The sequence below is a fragment of the Ferrimicrobium sp. genome (assembly GCF_027319265.1).
In the GTDB taxonomy this organism is placed as follows: domain Bacteria; phylum Actinomycetota; class Acidimicrobiia; order Acidimicrobiales; family Acidimicrobiaceae; genus Ferrimicrobium.
The window spans coordinates 1-17,430 of the sequence record NZ_DAHVNP010000059.1; the positions used below are offsets into that span (position 1 = coordinate 1).

Annotated in this window: 12 protein-coding genes; 11 read left to right on the top strand and 1 reads right to left on the bottom strand. The window is 58.5% G+C overall.

Annotated elements, in window-relative coordinates:
• Positions 1-82 precede the first annotated feature (82 nt).
• From M7439_RS08550 to M7439_RS08600, 11 genes are all read left to right on the top strand, one after another.
• Entirely contained in the window at positions 83-2,386 is a 2,304-nt protein-coding gene (locus tag M7439_RS08550) for a polyribonucleotide nucleotidyltransferase (RefSeq protein ID WP_298341392.1), read from the top strand.
• A gap of 256 nt (positions 2,387-2,642) precedes the next feature.
• Positions 2,643-3,446 (top strand): 4-hydroxy-tetrahydrodipicolinate reductase, encoded by an 804-nt coding sequence (gene dapB, locus M7439_RS08555; protein ID WP_298341395.1) that lies wholly within the window; start codon positions 2,643-2,645, stop codon positions 3,444-3,446.
• A gap of 60 nt (positions 3,447-3,506) precedes the next feature.
• Entirely contained in the window at positions 3,507-4,436 is a 930-nt protein-coding gene (gene dapA, locus M7439_RS08560) for a 4-hydroxy-tetrahydrodipicolinate synthase (RefSeq protein ID WP_374045751.1), read from the top strand.
• A complete protein-coding gene (locus tag M7439_RS08565) occupies positions 4,429-6,096 on the top strand; it encodes a ribonuclease J (RefSeq protein ID WP_298341402.1) in 1,668 nt (555 codons plus the stop codon). Before dapA ends, M7439_RS08565 begins: the two co-directional genes overlap by 8 nt.
• Positions 6,097-8,373, top strand: a complete 2,277-nt coding sequence (locus M7439_RS08570; RefSeq protein ID WP_298341405.1) for a DNA translocase FtsK — start codon at positions 6,097-6,099, stop codon at positions 8,371-8,373.
• A 168-nt stretch (positions 8,374-8,541) separates the two neighbouring features.
• Positions 8,542-9,807, top strand: coding sequence for a hypothetical protein (locus M7439_RS08575; RefSeq protein WP_298341408.1), 1,266 nt, complete (start codon positions 8,542-8,544; stop codon positions 9,805-9,807).
• Positions 9,808-9,825: 18 nt separating this feature from the next.
• Complete coding sequence (locus M7439_RS08580; protein WP_298341410.1) at positions 9,826-10,698, top strand: homoserine kinase; 873 nt, start codon at positions 9,826-9,828, stop codon at positions 10,696-10,698.
• A gap of 50 nt (positions 10,699-10,748) precedes the next feature.
• On the top strand, positions 10,749-11,309 hold the full coding sequence (locus tag M7439_RS08585; protein ID WP_298334812.1) for a CDP-alcohol phosphatidyltransferase family protein: 561 nt from the start codon (positions 10,749-10,751) through the stop codon (positions 11,307-11,309).
• A 6-nt stretch (positions 11,310-11,315) separates the two neighbouring features.
• Positions 11,316-12,587, top strand: coding sequence for a competence/damage-inducible protein A (locus M7439_RS08590; protein WP_298341413.1), 1,272 nt, complete (start codon positions 11,316-11,318; stop codon positions 12,585-12,587).
• Between the two features lie 120 nt (positions 12,588-12,707).
• The gene (recA, locus tag M7439_RS08595; RefSeq protein WP_298334808.1) at positions 12,708-13,760 is read left to right on the top strand and encodes a recombinase RecA; all 1,053 of its coding nucleotides are present in this window, start codon (positions 12,708-12,710) and stop codon (positions 13,758-13,760) included.
• A gap of 402 nt (positions 13,761-14,162) precedes the next feature.
• Positions 14,163-15,581 (top strand): MiaB/RimO family radical SAM methylthiotransferase, encoded by a 1,419-nt coding sequence (locus tag M7439_RS08600; protein WP_308464464.1) that lies wholly within the window; start codon positions 14,163-14,165, stop codon positions 15,579-15,581.
• A 60-nt stretch (positions 15,582-15,641) separates the two neighbouring features.
• Here the strand turns inward: M7439_RS08600 and M7439_RS08605 are convergent, their stop codons facing one another.
• Entirely contained in the window at positions 15,642-17,198 is a 1,557-nt protein-coding gene (locus tag M7439_RS08605) for a methyl-accepting chemotaxis protein (protein WP_298341418.1), read from the bottom strand.
• Positions 17,199-17,430 lie beyond the last annotated feature (232 nt).

A 17,430-nucleotide genomic window follows, 5' to 3' on the forward strand; every position in this document is an offset into this window, starting at 1 on the left:
CTACCGTACTTTGATATCCCGTCTTGGTTTGCGACGCTAGTCGCGTTTGCTCCAGAACAAGCAATCGTAAATAAGGAGAAATATGTCGGCAATCAGTGTCGAGCGTCAGTTCACGGGTATGGATACCCTGATTCGTTTTGAAACCGGACTTCTTGCTCCGCAGGCTCATGGAGCAGTGGTGGCCCAACTCGGCAGCACGATGGTGCTTGCGACGGCCACGACCAACAAGCAACCAAAAGACGGGATCGATTTCTTTCCGTTGACGGTTGACGTCGAGGAGCGGATGTATGCCGCCGGGAAGATTCCGGGTTCGTTCTTCCGGCGTGAGGGCCGCGCAAGTGATCAGGCCATCTTGACCTGCCGGTTGATCGACCGTCCACTCCGTCCGTGCTTTCCCGATGGGTTTCGCAATGATGTCCATGTAGTGGTCACGATCCTTGGTGCTGATCTGATCAACCCGCATGACGTCCTCGCGATCAATGCGTCGTCGGCGGCGTTGATGATGTCGGGTATCCCCTTCGAGGGTCCTATCGGTGCGGTTCGCATTGCGTTGGCAGCAGATGGTCGGTGGATACCATTCCCGACCTATCAAGAGGGTGACGAGAGCTCCTTCGAGCTGGTCGTTGCGGGACGGATGACGAGCGATGGCTCCGATGTCGCTGTGATGATGGTCGAGGCTGGTGGTACCGAGTTCACTTGGAAGGCCTACGAAGCCAAGGCCGCGATACCGACCGAAGAGGTCGTCGCCGCTGGTCTGGTGGAGGCGAAGCGTTGGATCGCTGAGTCGATCGCACTGCAGCAGGAGCTTCTCGCCAAGTCGACGCCACGGGAGCCAATGGTTTGGACCCCCGTCAAGGACTACAGTGATGAGATCGCTGAAGCGGTCGCTACGAGTGGTCGAGCAAAGCTCGTTGCTGCGAATGCCATCGCCGACAAGCTGGAGCGAGCGGCCGCGATTGAAGCCGTCAACGCCCAGGTCCAAGAGGAGCTCGCCTCCCGCTTCGAGGATCAAAGTGGAGCCATCAAGGCAGCACTGCGGTCCCTCCTTAAGGCGGTCGTACGCGATCGAATTGTGCATGAGGGCGTACGTATCGATGGTCGCGATACCTCCACTATTCGTCCCCTCTCTGCGGCGGTGGGGCTGATTCCTACGGCACACGGCTCTGGTCTTTTCCAGCGAGGTGAGACCCAGGTGCTCAATATCTGCACGCTGGGTATGCCACGCATGAATCAGCTACTCGACACCTTGGGTGTCGAAGACACCAAGCGCTATATGCACCACTACAATATGCCCCCGTTCGCCTCCGGTGAGCCAGGCTTTATGCGTGGTCCCAAGCGTCGAGAGATCGGCCATGGCTTGCTTGCTGAGCGAGCGCTTCTTCCGGTGGTGCCAAGCGAGGAGGAGTTCAGTTATGCACTCCGTCTCGTCTCCGAGGTCTTGAGCTCCAATGGATCTACCTCGATGGCTTCGGTCTGCGGATCGACCCTCTCGTTGATGGACGCTGGGGTGCCGATCAAGGCGCCAGTCGGCGGCATTGCCATGGGGCTCATCTACGAGGATGGCAAGTACGTGACGCTCACCGACATTCTGGGTGCCGAGGATGCTTTTGGTGATATGGACTTCAAGGTAGCGGGTACGCGTGAGTTTGTCACGGCCCTGCAGCTTGACACGAAGATCGATGGCATTCCAGCAGAGGTGTTGGCATCGGCGCTCAAGCAGGCCCATACCGCGAGGATGCAGATCATCGATGTCATCGAAGAGACGCTTCCGGCTCCGCGGTCTGAGGTCGCGGCGACAGCCCCGCGTATTGTGACCATCCAGATTCCGATGGACAAGATCGGCGAGATCATCGGTCCAAAGGGTAAGAATATCAACGCACTACAACTCGACACCGGTTGTGACATTTCGGTCGATGATGATGGTACGGTCGGACGAGTCGTTATCGGCTCGAAGGATGGCGAGATGGTCAAAGAGGTGCAACGTCGCATCGAGTTGATTCTCAACCCACCAGAGGCCACGCTTGGCGCTGTGTACCTGGGTAAGGTCGTTGGGATCACGAAATTTGGTGCATTCGTTAATATCCTTCCTGGACGTGATGGATTGGTGCATATCTCCAAGTTGGGGCGCGGTAAGCGCGTCGAGCGGGTCGAGGATGTGCTCGAGCTCAACCAGGAGATCTCGGTGAGGGTCGATGAGATCGATCCCTCCGGCAAGTTGGCGCTGTCACTCGTTGATGAAGGTTCCCAGTCCGAGCCTCGAGAGTCCGAACACGTGCCTTCGGAGAGGAAGCATGCCCAAGCGGCGGCGCCTGAACCGACGAATCGCGTCTCGTTCGAGGATTCGTTCGAGTCCGAGCTCGCACGGGAGATCGGCGACCTGGGCTAGTCGCCCTATCGTTAGTCGTAGCCTAGCCAACCAAGCGCGTAGCTTGGTTGGCTAGCATACGTTATCTGGCGGGAGGCTTGGTCACGTAATACCCGCCCGCGTAGCTCTCTCCACGTAAGGCGTTAGCAAACCTTGGCTCTGCGCGCGAGTGGTGATGGGATGTGTGAAGCCCGCCTCTTGCAGTCGTAGTGTGGTCAGGAGTGAACGAAGGCAACGAATCGTGACCAACGGCATGTCGCCCACTAGCATGGCTCACATGCGAATTGGTGTGCTGGGTGCAGGTGGCAAGGTCGGCTCAAGCGTGTGTCGAGTGATTCTCGAGAACCCGGCGTATGAGTTGGTTGCCGCAGTGGACCCCAAACTCGCGGGCATTGATCTCGGACAGATGCTTGGACGTCAGGCGGCGGGCCTCATAGCGCGTCGCGATGTTGAGTCGTTGATCGCCGAGGGGCCGGAGGTAGTCATCGACTTCACTGAGGCCCGTGGATCCTACCGCAACTTGCTCAAGTTGGCCGAAGCCGGCATCCCTGCGGTGGTTGGCACGACTGGTTACACTCAAGAGGAGCTTGACGAGCTTGCGCAGGCCTTTGTCGGAGTGGGGTGTGTGATCGCCTCGAACTTCTCAATCGGCGCTATCTTGATGATGCGATGTGCGGCGCTGTGTGCCCCTTACTTTGAGAGTGTGGAGATCGTGGAGACGCACCATGACCAGAAGGTGGATGCCCCATCGGGAACCTCCCTTGAGACGGCGAAGTGGATTGCTCATGCCCGTCAGGGAGTGGGTGAGGGTGGTTTTCTCGGTGATCGAACGAGTAACCTGAAGGTTGAAGGGGTACGTGGTGGGCTCGTCGATGACGAGATACGGATTCATTCGCTCCGGCTTCGCGGAGCGGTTGCCCATCACGAGGTTGTTTTTGGTGCGGCGGGTCAGACGTTGACGATTCGGCATGACTCACATGATCGTGCATCCTTTGTGCCCGGTGTGCTCTTGGCGGTGGATCGGGTGAGGAGTCTTGACCGGCTCGTGATCGGGATCGATAGGTTACTCGGGGGAGATTGAGACGACGAGAGTCGTGATGAAGGCAGGTTGGCCGTGGTTGGCATAGCAGATGAGGGGAGGATGACGTCGATGACACCGATGTTTGGAGCAGTCGTCACCGCAATGGGCACGCCATTTATGGCCGATGGACGTATCGATGAGGATGGGGTCGTTGCGCTTGCGCGTTGGCTCGTCGCTAACGGTTCCGATGCGCTGGTGGTGACCGGCTCCACTGGAGAATCGGGTACGCTCTCCGACGCTGAGCGGCGATTGTTATGGTTGTTGGTTCGCGAGGCCGTGGATTGTCCGGTGTTGGCCGGTGCGACCACCAATGATACTGCTCACTCGCTCCGTCTGATTGACGATGCCGAGGAGGTGGGGGCTGACGGGATCCTTGCAGTGACTCCCTACTACAATCGTCCGCCGCAAGCCGGACTCATCCGCCATTTCTCGACGATTGCAGCGGCGACTGAGCTGCCGGTGATGCTCTACGACATCCCCGCGCGCACCGGACGTCGTATCGAGTTGCCCACGTTCCTCGCACTGATGGAACGACACGCCAATATCGTGGCGGTCAAAGATGCTTCGGGAGATGTGGCCCGCCTTGCGAAGCTTGCCGCTGCCCTGGAGGGTCGTGCCCAGGTGTACTGTGGTGATGATGCATTGTTGTTGCCCTTCTTGAGCCTTGGAGCGGTTGGTATCGTCTCCGTAGCCTCCCACTGGGCCGGGGTGGGTCTCCAGGCCCTGATCGATGCCGCCCTGCATGGAGATCTTGAGCGGGCGGCGAGGCTGAACCGGGTGTTGATTCCGAGTTATGACTTCGAGAGTAGTGAGTTGTATCCGAACCCGATCCCAACCAAAGCGATGATGGCAGAGCTCGGGGTGTGTCAAGGGTTTACTCGATCACCATTGATTGACCCCCCTGAGGAACTGCGTAAAGAGGCGGTCAAACTCTACGCCCAACTACGTATGGCCCTGGCGAATGAAGGAGTGGAGCTCATCCATGAGTAATGTTGTTGCCGCCGAGGAGACCGTTTCGGTCCGATTTCTTGGTGGGTTGGGCGAGATTGGACGGAACTCGCTGGTCATCTCCCAAGGCCGTGATGCGGTGGTGATCGACTGTGGGGTGATGTTCCCCAAGGCAGACATGCCTGGCGTGGATGTGGTCCTGCCCGACTATCGGTATCTCGTTGAGGCAGATCTTGATCTTCACGGGGTGTTGGTCACCCATGGGCATGAGGATCACATCGGAGCGCTGCCGCACCTGCTGCGAGAGGTTCCGATGCCCATCTATGGTTCGGCGGTGACGATGGCGTTTGCCCGTTCACGGCTCGAACAATCGGGAGTCTCGGGTATCCACTATCGGGAGATTGCTGATTATGAATCGGTCAATGTTGGCCCGTTCCAGGTGGAGTTTATTCCAGTCACCCACTCTATTCCAGGCGCGACTGCGGTCGCGGTCTCGACGGCCCAAGGTTTGATTCTGCATACTGGCGACTTCAAGATCGATCGCACCCCGGTTGACGCTCGAGCTTTTGGGCTCGATCGTATGGCCACCCTGGGTGCCAACGGTGTGCGGTTGTTGCTCTCGGATTCGACGAATGCGGACGAACCGGGCTCGTCGAATTCAGAGAGTTCCGTTGGAGGAGTCCTCACCGAGGTCTTCGCCGAGAATCGCGATCGAAGGTTGACGGTGGTGTGTTTTGCGTCACATCTGCACCGTATCCAACAAATTATTGCTGCATGCCAGGCCTCTGGCCGGCGCATTTGCCTCGTGGGACGTTCGCTGCAACGCAATACGAAGTTGGGCCAGCAGCTTGGCCTCTTTCCAGAGGGTGCGTTGAGTGGACTCATCGATGTGGAGGAGATCGACGAGCTCGATCCGGCGTCAGTCTGTATCATCGCCACTGGCTCCCAGGGCGAGCACTCGTCCGCGCTCCACCGGTTGGCGTTCGCTAAGGACCCTTGGTTCACGATGGGCGATCGTGACACGGTGATCTTCTCGTCGGATACGATACCTGGCAACGAATCTGCTGTCTACCGGGTCATCAATCAACTCGCACGGCTAGGCGTCCGTGCGATCTACCCCTCGGTTCGGCGGGTCCACTCCTCTGGGCACGCGCGTCGGGACGAACTCTCGCTCCTCATCACCTTAGTGCGGCCGCAGTTTTTTATACCTGTGCATGGCGAGTATCGTCACTTGGCTGCGCATCATCAGTTGGCCATCGAAACTGGTGTGGTCAGCGGAGCGGCGCGTATCTGCAACGACGGTGATGAGGTGCTGCTCACCTCCTCAGGAATGGCCGCTGGCGTATCACGGTCCGGTGATTATCTCTATGTCGATGGCAAGGTGGGTGATATCAACGCCAGTGTGTTGAGGGATCGCCGCAGCCTCTCCGCAGATGGTATTGTCGTGGCTGCACTCACGATGGCCGAAGGGCGGCGGCTCGTTGGGGAACCGGAGATTTTCTCGTTCGGATGGGTCCATGACGAACGTGAAGAAGGGCTTCTGCTCGCGATCCGTGATGTAGTCTCGGCTACTGTGATGAGTTTGAATCCAGATCAGGGGGTGAGCCATCTGAAGGACCAACTCAAGCGCAGGGTCGGTAAGTACATTCGAGAGCAGACCAAACGGCGACCGCTGATCGTCCCACTCGTGATCGAGGTGTAAGTGGCGACATCTTCTCGCGGAAAGCAAGGTGCCCCAAGGAAGCCCACACCCACCAAGCGCAAGTCGGGCAGCCGACCGGCTACGGCGGCGACACCGGTGCACTGGTCACGCGAGGCGACAGGTCTTGTCTGGATGGTCGGAGCGCTGCTGCTCGGACTCGTGGCGTACTCGGGGCTGTTTGGAGGCCTGGGAAGGGTACTGTTAGGGCTGAGCCATGATCTCTTGGGAGATCCGGCATGGGTACTGTACCTGGTCGCTGCCGTCATTGGCTTCGCTGTTTTGATGAGGTACGCACGCTTACCCCGGCATACGTCCATCATCGCGGGCGTGCTCGTAATGGTGATCGCCGCGATCGATGCGGCGATCACGTTGGGGACGAGAGCCAATCTTGTACTACCTGGAGCACACAATGGTGGTGTCGTCGGCGACCTGATTGGTTTTGGTGCAACCACCGTAGCGGGATCGATCGGGGGAACGATCATACTCATGCTGATTGGGGTGGTTTGTCTACTTGGCTTGGTTGGACTTAGGCCCCGGGAGTCGATGAACTGGCTTGTTGCACGACTCGCAAAGACACATGCACCATCATCGCCCGAGGCACGGGAGTCACAGGCCAAAGAGGAGGCTATCCCAGGGCGAACCCGCAAACGACGGCGTCTGGCGTCCTCTGAGGTGAAGGCCGCTGAGGAGGTCCGAGTAGCCACCCCTGATGCCACTGAGACAGCTGTTGGAACGCCGATGCCTCTCGAGGAGCCGACACCCCTCGAGGAGCCGACACCCCTCGAGGAACCGGTACTCGTGGAGACGCTGATGCCGCCCGCGCGGGAGGATAGCCCGTGGCGGCTACCACCGCAATCGTTGTTGAAGCGGGGGAGTCGCGCCAAGATCGACCGAGCAGACCTTGAGCGGAGAGGCCGGGTGCTCGAGAGTGCTTTAGGCTCACATGGGGTGACCGTCAAGGTCGTCAACATGACTGTTGGTCCGACCGTAACACGCTATGAACTGGAGTTGGCCGAGGGGGTCAAGGTTGCACGCGTTCTCGCGCTCCAGCGCGATATCGCGTATGCGATGGCCGCGACCGATGTGCGCATCCTTGCTCCGATTCCTGGGAAGAGCGCGATTGGGGTCGAGGTTCCGAATCGGGTTCGTGAGGTCGTGACCCTGGGTGACGTGCTGGCGAGTCCACAGATGGAACGAGCCAACAAGGTGCTTGAGGTGCCACTCGGTCGAGATATCTCCGGTACAGCGGCTGTTTTTGACATCGCGGCGATGCCCCATGTCCTGGTGGCAGGTTCGACGGGCTCGGGGAAGTCATCGTTGATCAACTCGCTTTTAACCAGCCTGTTAGTGCGCAATACGCCAAGAGAATTACGTCTCATCCTTGTGGATCCCAAGCGGGTTGAGCTCTCGCAGTACAATGCATTGCCTCACCTACTCACGAGCGTGGTAGTCGACCCCAAAAAGGCAGCGCACGCGCTCAACTGGGCGGTCGTAGAGATGGAGCGTCGCTATGATATTCTTGCCCATTGGGGAGTACGCGACATTGTCGGTTACCGCGAACTGATTGCGCTCTCTGCGGGAAGGGAAGATCCAGACGAGGGGCCACCTGAGGAGCTGCCCTATATCTTGGTGGTCATTGATGAGCTGAACGATCTCATGATGGCGGCACCACGCGATGTTGAGGACTCAATCTGTCGGATCGCGCAGAAGGCACGTGCGGTTGGGGTCCATCTCGTGATCGCGACCCAAAGGCCCTCGGTCGATGTCATCACTGGGGTGATCAAGACCAATGTGCCCTCGAGAATCGCCTTTGCGGTCGCCTCACAGACCGACTCAAGGGTGATTTTGGATCAGCTTGGGGCCGAGAAGCTTGTGGGGAAAGGTGATCTCTTGATGGTCACGGCTACGAGTTCCCAGCCTCGACGGTTGCAAGCGCCGTGGGTCTCGGAACATGAGGTGGCGGCGGTGGTTGGATATTGGCGCCGTCAGGGTACCCCCTCCTACCTCGAGGAACTCGACAAAGTAGAGGATTCCGCCAAGCCTAAGAGTGATTTGGCTAGTGAGGTAGATCCCCTTTTCGCGACAGCGGCACGACTGATCGTTGAGACTGGTGCGGGGTCCACGTCGATGTTGCAGCGGCGTCTCAAAGTTGGTTTCGCACGGGCAGGACGACTGATGGACCTCCTTGAGGACCGAGGGATCGTTGGGCCAGCTGATGGTTCAAAGCAACGGCAGGTTCTCGTATCGCCAGAGGAACTTGAGGAGCTCGATATCTGAGAAGCATGACTCTCGTCTTGGGTGCGCGCAAGGTCAGCGATACTCTGTCGACGACGGGTTTGGCGGATTCATGTTCCTCTCACCAAACTGTCTCTCTCGTCGGTTATGATGATGGGCTTGACAGGTACGGACAAGTCGCGTACAGGTAGTGGAAAATGGAGGGCGTGAATGGCGCGCGGTGACCAGTGGGTGGCGGCAAAGGGCAGTCGACGGAGTTATTCCGGGCGCAATTCCACGATGCTGGCGAGGCGTTTGCTCGTCGTCGTATTGGTGCTGATTCTCATCCTGGGACTCGGCTCGATTATCCAGCTGGTGCGCGGAGTGCCGAGCCCGAGCTACGCTGCATCCTTGGCGGCCTCTTCGAAGATCCCAGGAACTCCACCCAGCGTTGCATGGCCAGCGCACGCCGAGGCGGCGGCAGAGATTCTCGGCGTTGGTCTGCTTGGTCAACACGGCGATCTGCATGAGACGGAGATCGCTTCAGTTACCAAGATGACCACTGCGCTCCTGACGCTCAAGGCTCATCCAATCTCGCTTGGTGAGAGTGGGCCGAGCCTCACCATGACTCCCCAGGACTACCAGATCTATGTCAACGATAAGAATGCCAATGACTCAGTCGGGGCGATCAGGGAAGGGGAGGTGCTCTCAGAGGAACAGCTCCTAGAGCTCCTGCTGATCCCCTCCGCTGACAATATTGCTAGTGTCTTGGCCAAGTGGGATGCCGGCTCGGTTAGCCGCTTTGTTGCCGAGATGAACAGTTACGCGCAGAGCTTAGGTCTCCACCATACCCACTACGGTGATCCAAGTGGTGTAACCCCATCGACACTGTCGATCCCGCGTGACCAGCTCAAGATCGAGGCGCTGTTTATGTCAAACCCAGTCCTCGCCAACATTGCGGCGATGCCACAGGCGACGCTGCCAGTCGCGGGCACGGTCTACAACGTGAACTATGCTCTTGGGCACGACAACATCGTCGGTGCCAAGACGGGCTCTATCTTGACCGGTAGCTTTGCGATGGCGACACAGATCAAGGTAGGACAGTCCAATCTTTACGGCCTTGGTACCATCCTCGATGTCGGTGGCGTGGAACCACTGATCAACGCACTCCACGATGGCGAGGCGATGGCAAAGTCGCTGCAGACGATCCCGCGAGAGTTGACGGTCTTACATAAGGGGCAGGTGGTTGGCTACCTCGATGTACCCGGGGCCAATCCGGACCCAGTGGTGGCTACTGAGTCTGTAACGGAGATCGGGTGGCCGGGACTAACCGAGTCCTTTACGCCGACGATCGACAAGTCGGTCTATGGCCTCCCGGCTGGTGCTAAAGTTGGCACGGCGACGCTGACCGTTGGTGAGCAGCTTAAGATAGTTCCGTTAAAGGTCGCTAACGCCGTCGTGCACCCGTCGATTGTGTGGAGGTTGACCCACTTCTAGGACAGAGGATGTGAAGTGATGGGTTTCAAGAGTGTCCGGGTCCCAGGCTCCTCGGCGAACCTGGGACCCGGGTTTGATACGTTGGCGCTCGCTGTGCCACTGTTTCTCACCGCCACCGCCTACCCGTCGGACTCCTTTGCGGTCGAGCTGCATGGAGAGGGTGCTGCCGAGGTGGTAACCGGGAACCACCTGATTCATCAGCTGGTAATCGAGGTTCTTGGCCATGATCATGTCGGGTTGGTCATCGACTCAGAGATTCCCTTGGCGAGGGGCCTTGGCTCATCGGCGGCGGTAGCTCTGGGTGTTGCCGGTGCTCTCGGGCATCCAGATCCTCTTGGGGTCGCGCTTGACTTTGAGAGTCACCCGGAGAACGTCGCCGCCTCCTATTACGGCGGTGGTGTTGCGGCGTTGGTCGCTCCCGGCGGTCCTGTCATTCGACGAATCCCCGTGGATCCTTTGTTGCGGTTGGTGGTCATTATTCCTCCTGATCGATTGGTGACGGAGGTGGCGAGGCGGCTGCTCCCGCCGACGGTACCCTTTGGCGATGCAGTCTTTAACCTCTCTCACGCGGTGGTATTGGCCGCTTCGCTCGGCCATGTCGAAGATCTGGTACCTGAGCTTTTTGAGGACCGCCTGCATCAGGAGGCGCGCACGGCGGCCTTCCCTGCGGCAAAGCGACTGCTCGATATGCTCTTGGAGGCGGGCTGTTTGGGGGCCTCCTGGTCAGGTGCTGGCACGATCTGTGTCGGGTTTACCGATGTCGATGGAGTTGAACGGGTGCATCAGCACGTCGATCAGGCGATGCGTGCGAGTGGCTTGGGCTACGAGGTGCGCCCTCTCGCCGTTGATCTTGACGGATTGACCACTCTGAAGGAGCCAAGCGAGAGCTGAAGCGCGGATTGTGTAATCGCGGCACCGTAAATGGAGTAAACTGGTCGCAGATGTCTACTCCACAGCGCCTCATCTATGGCCCCTCCGCCATAGCTACACCAGCAAACGCTATCACGGTGTTGCGCATCTGCTTTGCGCCGGTGTTTGTACTGTTGTTGCTGTCATCGCCCACCTCGATCGTTCCATTTTGGCTCTGGGCGGGGCTTGCGCTCTCCGACAAGGCAGATGGTTACATCGCACGACGCCAGGGTGTCACGCGCTCGGGTGCCTTCCTTGACCCCCTTGCCGACAAAATTCTTGTTTTCGCAGCGTTTGGTGCCTTATTTGTTCTGCACCGTATTGATGGTCTTCCTGTGCTGATTATGGGGCTTCGGGAGGTTGCGGTCTCTGTCTATCGCACACAGGTGCTCGCTTCGGGTAAGAGTCTGCCCGCGCGACTGCCCGGCAAGCTCAAGATGCTGGTGCAAATTTTGGTGATTGGCTTCGCCCTGATTCCGTTTGTCGGCCAACACGACCATTCGCTGATTAACGTCGGAGTGTGGATTGCGGTGGTGCTGGCGTTGGTGAGCGCGGTGCAGTACTTCTTTGACTCCAAGAGCATCAAGGCCTAACGTTCGTTGGAGGTAGCCGTCGTCGCCATCGGGACCGAGCTGTTGCTCGGGCAGATTGTCGACTCGAACTCGGCGCGCATTGGACAGATGTTGGCGGCCAATGGCTTCTCCTCTCACCTTCAGCTCAAGGTTGGTGATAATCACGAGCGCATCGTTGCCGCGTTGGAGCTAGCGCTTCGAGATGCGGATGCGGTGATCACCAGTGGGGGTCTCGGGCCGACCCAGGACGATATCACGCGAGAGGCGATTGCGGAGTTCGCTCGGCGACCGCTACGTGAGGATGCCGAGGTCCGTGTGGTCATCGAGGAACTCTTTGCCCAGCGAGGTCGGCCGATGTCGGCCAATAACTATCGACAGGCTCTGGTGCCCGATGGGGCAACGATTATCGCTCAGCGCAAGGGTACGGCGCCTGGGTTGATCGTTCCGGTTGGAGAGAAGGTTATCTTCGCTTTGCCTGGCGTCCCGTATGAACTCGACGATATGCTCGCTCATGAGGTGCTCGCCGAGTTGCATGCACGGCGTAAAGACGCTACCGTGATTCGATCCAGGGTGTTGAGAACCTGGGGGCTTGGTGAGTCACGCCTTGCTGAGTTGATGGCACCGCGTTTCGAGGAACTTGAGGGTTCGAATGTCACCATTGCTTTTCTCGCATCGGGGATCGAAGGGGTAAAGGTACGCTTTACGGTCAACACCACGAGCGAGGAGGAGGCCGCTATCCTACTTGATCGTGAGGAGGCCCAAGCGCGTGGGCTTCTCGGGGATGCCATCTTTGGAGTAGACGACGATACCCTTGAATCCGTAGTGGCCCAGCTCGCTCTCACGCAGGGTATCTCGATCGCGGTTGCGGAGTCGCTCACCGGAGGCATGGTGGCCTCGCAACTGGTACGTGTTCCTGGAGCCTCTCGGTGGTTCCGTGGTGGAGTCGTTAGCTACGCCACGGCCGTCAAAGAGGAGCTGCTTGGTGTCAAGACGGCTGCGGTGGTATCCGAGGAGGCTGCCTGTTCGATGGCTGAAGGTGTGGCTCGGCTGTTAGGGAGTGAACTCGGAGTCGCGACCACCGGAGTCGCCGGACCCGAGATGATGGAGGGCCAGGCTGTCGGCACGGTGTGGATTGGGATGAGCCTGCGTGGTCATTCTTCGGCACGTAGGGTGCAGCTCCTAGGAGATCGCGAGCGAATCCGCACGTATGCCACCGCGACCGCGCTCGATCTGGTGCGATTGACCCTGAGTGGGTCGGCACGCGGATTCGAGCTTGCGGAGACGGATGTGAGACGCTGAGATGATCGGTTGCCACCGGAGTGAGTCGCTCTGTGGCGAATGTGGCGATTATATTCGATCAGATGTACGAATTGTCCGAGCTTCGATCTAGTCTATGGTAAGAGTTGACGAGGAGGAACGGTGGAACGGGATAAGGCACTTGATATAGCGATCGCCCAGATCGAAAAGCAATTTGGCAAGGGTTCGATCATGCGCATGGGCGAGGCTCCGCAGATGACGATCGAGTCGGTCTCGACTGGAGCGATGGCACTTGATCTCGCTCTCGGTGTCGGCGGACTCCCTCGTGGGCGTGTTGTCGAGATATTCGGTCCAGAGAGTTCAGGGAAGTCCACCCTTGCTCTTCACGTGGTCGCTGAGGCGCAACGTATTGGCGGTAATTGTGCCTATATCGATGCAGAGCATGCGCTCGACCCTGTGTATGCACAGGCGATCGGTGTGGATATCGATGGTCTTTTGATCTCACAGCCAGACTACGGCGAGCAGGCGTTGGAGATCTGTGACGTTCTGATCAGGTCCGGTTCGATCGATGTGGTCGTTATCGACTCGGTGGCGGCGCTCACCCCTCGTGCGGAGATCGAAGGGGATATTGGGGATGCCCATGTGGGGCTCCAGGCTCGGCTGATGTCGCAGGCGATGCGTCGACTGACGGCAAACTTGAATCACACCAATACACTCGCTATCTTCATCAATCAGCTGCGGGAGAAGATTGGGGTGATGTATGGTTCGCCAGAGGTAACCCCAGGCGGCCGCGCACTCAAGTTCTACTCGTCGGTCAGGCTCGATATTCGAAAAGTTGAGATCATCAAAGACGGCACAGAGATGGTCGGATCGCGCACCAGGGTGAAGGTCGTCAAGAATAAGTGTGCACCGCCATTTCGTCAGGCGGAGTTCGATATCATGTATGGCCATGGCATCTCGCGAGAGGGCTCGATCCTCGATGTGGGAGTGGAGCTGGGTCTGATCAAAAAGTCGGGTTCGTGGTACACCTATGAGGGTGAGCAACTTGGCCAAGGACGAGAGAATGTAAAGACGTTTCTCGCTGCTAACCCACAGCTCATGGCGGAGTTGGATCAGAAGATTCGTGAAAAGGTCAGTGGGACGGTTGTTGAGGGTTTGACCCATGGGATGCTCCCAGCCGATGATGAGGAGGCATTTTCAGAGACGGCAAACTAGTTTGCGGCTCAGCAGCGGACTGCATTCGCTAACGGTGAGAGTGGTCGACGGATTCGGTGTCCGCCGGGTCGTCGACCACTTGTGTTTGGTGGCGATCTCTCTTCTCGCCATGGTCACATCGGTCAGAGGTTGTACGCGGCGGGTAGCCGGTGTTGTGTGCCAATGGCGGTGCGGGTTGGGGCAGATGAGGGGAGGGGCAGGGATTGCGTGACCGCACCTCGATGCACCGCACCTCGATGCACACAGCACGCCGTGCACATAGATCGGCTGCCTGCGGACGAGTGAAGCCCAATATGATTGACCGGCGGTGCCATGCGGGCAACTTCGAGTGTTGATGAGCCGATCGTGAGTGGTTGCCCTTTCTCAGGTGGCGTTGCGCGGGCCACTAGACTCCTTTGGTAGATGAAGAGCTTTTACGTCAAGACATTTGGATGCCAGATGAATGAGAATGATTCTGAGCGTATTGTGGCGTTGTTGCGCCGTCAGGGCATGACGCCAGCGACCTCAGAAGAGATTGCTGATGTGGTGGTCTTTAACACCTGCACCATACGGGAGAACGCTGATAATAGGTTCTTTGGGCAGGTCAATAAGTTGAGGGAGCGACGTGCGGCCGATTCGCATCTACGGATTGTGGTGGCAGGATGTTTGGCGCAGGGTGAACAAGAGGCGATCTTTGATCGGGCTCCCCATGTCGATGTCGTCGTCGGTACGCATGCGTTGGCGTCGATCGTGGAGTTGCTCGAACGTAGCGATCAAGAGCGCCGGGTGATCGACGTGAGAGAGATAGCCCAAGGACCTGATCCGCTGGCTGATCTTGGTGCCGAGCCGACGGAGGGACACAAGGCTTGGGTGACCATTCAAACCGGATGCGACAACAACTGTGCCTTTTGCATCGTTCCCCAGGTGCGAGGGGGTGAGGTCAGCCGTCCTTTCCAGGCAGTCGTGGATGAGGTGCGCAGCCTTGCATCGCAAGGGGTGACCGAGGTCACGCTTCTGGGGCAGAATGTCAATTCCTACGGACGCGACCTTACTCGACGGTTGCGCACCGAGCAGGAAGGTTCGCATGACCGAGGTTACTTGACAGGACAAGTCTATGTCAGCGGCTCCATCGCAAGGATTCGCCCTCTCTTCGCCGATCTCTTGCGAGCCGTTGGTGCAGTTGACGGGATACGTCGTGTGCGGTTTACCTCACCGCATCCCAAGGATATGCGCGAGGAGACGTTTCGCGCGATGGCGGATTCACCAGCGGTGTGTGAGAGCCTACACTTCCCGTTACAGTCTGGCAGTGACCGCGTGCTCGCGGCGATGCATCGAGGGTATCGTGGCGCACGGTTTTTCGAAAAGCTTACCCAGGCAAGGGAGATCGTACCTGACCTTGCCGTGACCACTGATATCATTGTCGGTTTTCCTGGTGAGACCGATGAGGATTTCGAGGCCACACTGGAGTTGGTGGCCCGGTGTGAGTTTGATTCCGCCTTCACCTTTATCTATTCGCCGCGTCCTGGCACCGAGGCCGGTGCTTGGACGGATCGTTTCGTCGACCCGGAGGTAATCGCGCAACGATTCGCGCAGCTCAAGCTCGTGACTGAACGAAGTGCCTCGGCTAAACATCGGGATCGTGTCGGTCGTGTCGAGGAGATCCTCATCGATGGTCCTTCGAAGCGGGATGCCTTAGTCGCCTCGGGGCGGACGCGGCAAAACAAGTTGGTCCATTTGACTGGGTTTGATGGCGAACGCAATCGGGGACGTTACGTGCAGGCCCGTATTGTCGACGCTGGTGCCCATTTTCTCCATGGAGAGATCTTGGAGGCGCCCCGCTGAGTAGTGAGCCTTCCGCTGTGGCCACGTTCTCAGGCCGGGTCTAGGTTGCTGCAGGCGCGATCACCAAGGGGACAGAAGTTCGTTAAGTTCCTTGCGCTCCGACGTGGGTTCGTGGGGTGAGGCGGGTCGATTCGATCGCTGTACCTGCCTCGTCTCTTCGGATGCGCTCGCAAGGGGTGCATAGCCCAAGCGCAGTGCTCCCCAATGGAGCCCTGCTACGTAGATGGGTGCGGAGGCATCCTTCATCAAGAGGAAGTTGCCTCCTCCCATGTCTCTTCGGTAGGTCTGGAGGAGAAACTCGTCACGGCTGCGTGCAGCGTGGATCCCTGTCGGGTCGGCGAAGAATCGATGGTTACGACAGTGGGCGGCGTTCCAAACGGGGTCCCCAGGCGTGGGAGGGAGCGAGTACTTAAGGTTATGGGTTGAGAGGTAGCCGTTGCGATCGACGACAGCCGCAAAGACTACTGCTGGTGAGTAGTCGAGGAAGTCTTCAAGGAGATCTTGGACAGTACGATCGACGAATTCAGTGAAACGGGTGAGGTGTTGTTGGGGATTGGTGCCCGGAACCTCCTCGTACTCCTCGTCAAAGAGTGTCTCGATGCTCACTTCACCTGCGGCAAGAGCACGCTCCATCCGTTCCTCGATGACGTGAGCACAGCGTACAACCTCCATCACCAAGGGCGTATCGCTTGTTTCCACTCCAACCTTCGCGCTGAGTTGAACGAGCGAGTTCGTCCTCCGCATCAGGTGTTCAAGGCTTGCCGTCGCGGCGTTGAGGTCGTTTTCGGAGTGCTCAACGCCATCGAAGAGCGAGAGTAGTGAGTTCGAAAAGAGGCCGACCTTCTCATTGATCGTCCTTGAGAAGGTCGCGATCGCCTCAACTCGATGATCGAGGATCTGACTTTCCTCTTGAGAGCGCTTGATGGATGTGGCGACGATGTCGATCGCACTGCGGGCACGTTCAGCACCGCGACGCGCACCCTTGGTTGTGCCTCCCAACTCATTGACCGATTCGATCAGTGGATCAAGCGTGGTTGAGATCGACGCGGCTGCATCGATCGCTTGGTCAGCCAAATCTCGTATCGCGTTGGCGATGACGGTGAAACCGGTCGCACCAGTGCCTGCGCGAGCGGCCTCGATGTGGGCATTAAGGGCCAACACGTGGGTTTGCTGCGCGATGGAGTCGAGGTGGTGGGCGATACGCCCGACATCTTCCATCTCCTGTTGGAGGGTCTCAAGTTGGGTACTGGTGTCGGCCACCCATTGGATCATGTAGTTGACCTCTGCGAGTGATGCCGCCATCTCGTTGCTGGATTGTTCAAGCTCAAGGTTCATTTTCCGGGTAGCATCGGCGGCGGCTTCGGCATCATCAGAGAGGGAACGATTGCCATCACGCAGATCGCGGGCGGCCAAGGTCAGCTCTTTGAACAATTCGACCTGATCGGTGATGTTGGTGGCGATTGACTCCACCTTGGTGGCTGCCTCGACGACGAGCAGACCGGTTTCTCCGATCTCATCGGCCATCTGCTCGATCGTGGCCGCCTGTGCCGTCGTGATCTGTTTGACTTCGGGCGAGGCGGGGCGCGAAGAGGAATGCCTGCGTCTACCACGAATCATCCGTCTCCTCCTCAAACCAGCTCTCGTTAGCTGGTTTCGTCACGACCAGGGCATCGCTTGAGGTTTTGTCATCTGCCCGGCACCGTTGCTCGCTAGCGAGTGTTCTTGGTTGTCTGCCTGACTTGCGCCTGCTCGTCGTATCGCCGGGCCATGCGTCCCGGTGGAGCTGTTGAGGCGGGAGGGATGGCATCGTGTCGCATCAACAATATCGCGTCCACAATATCGCATACAC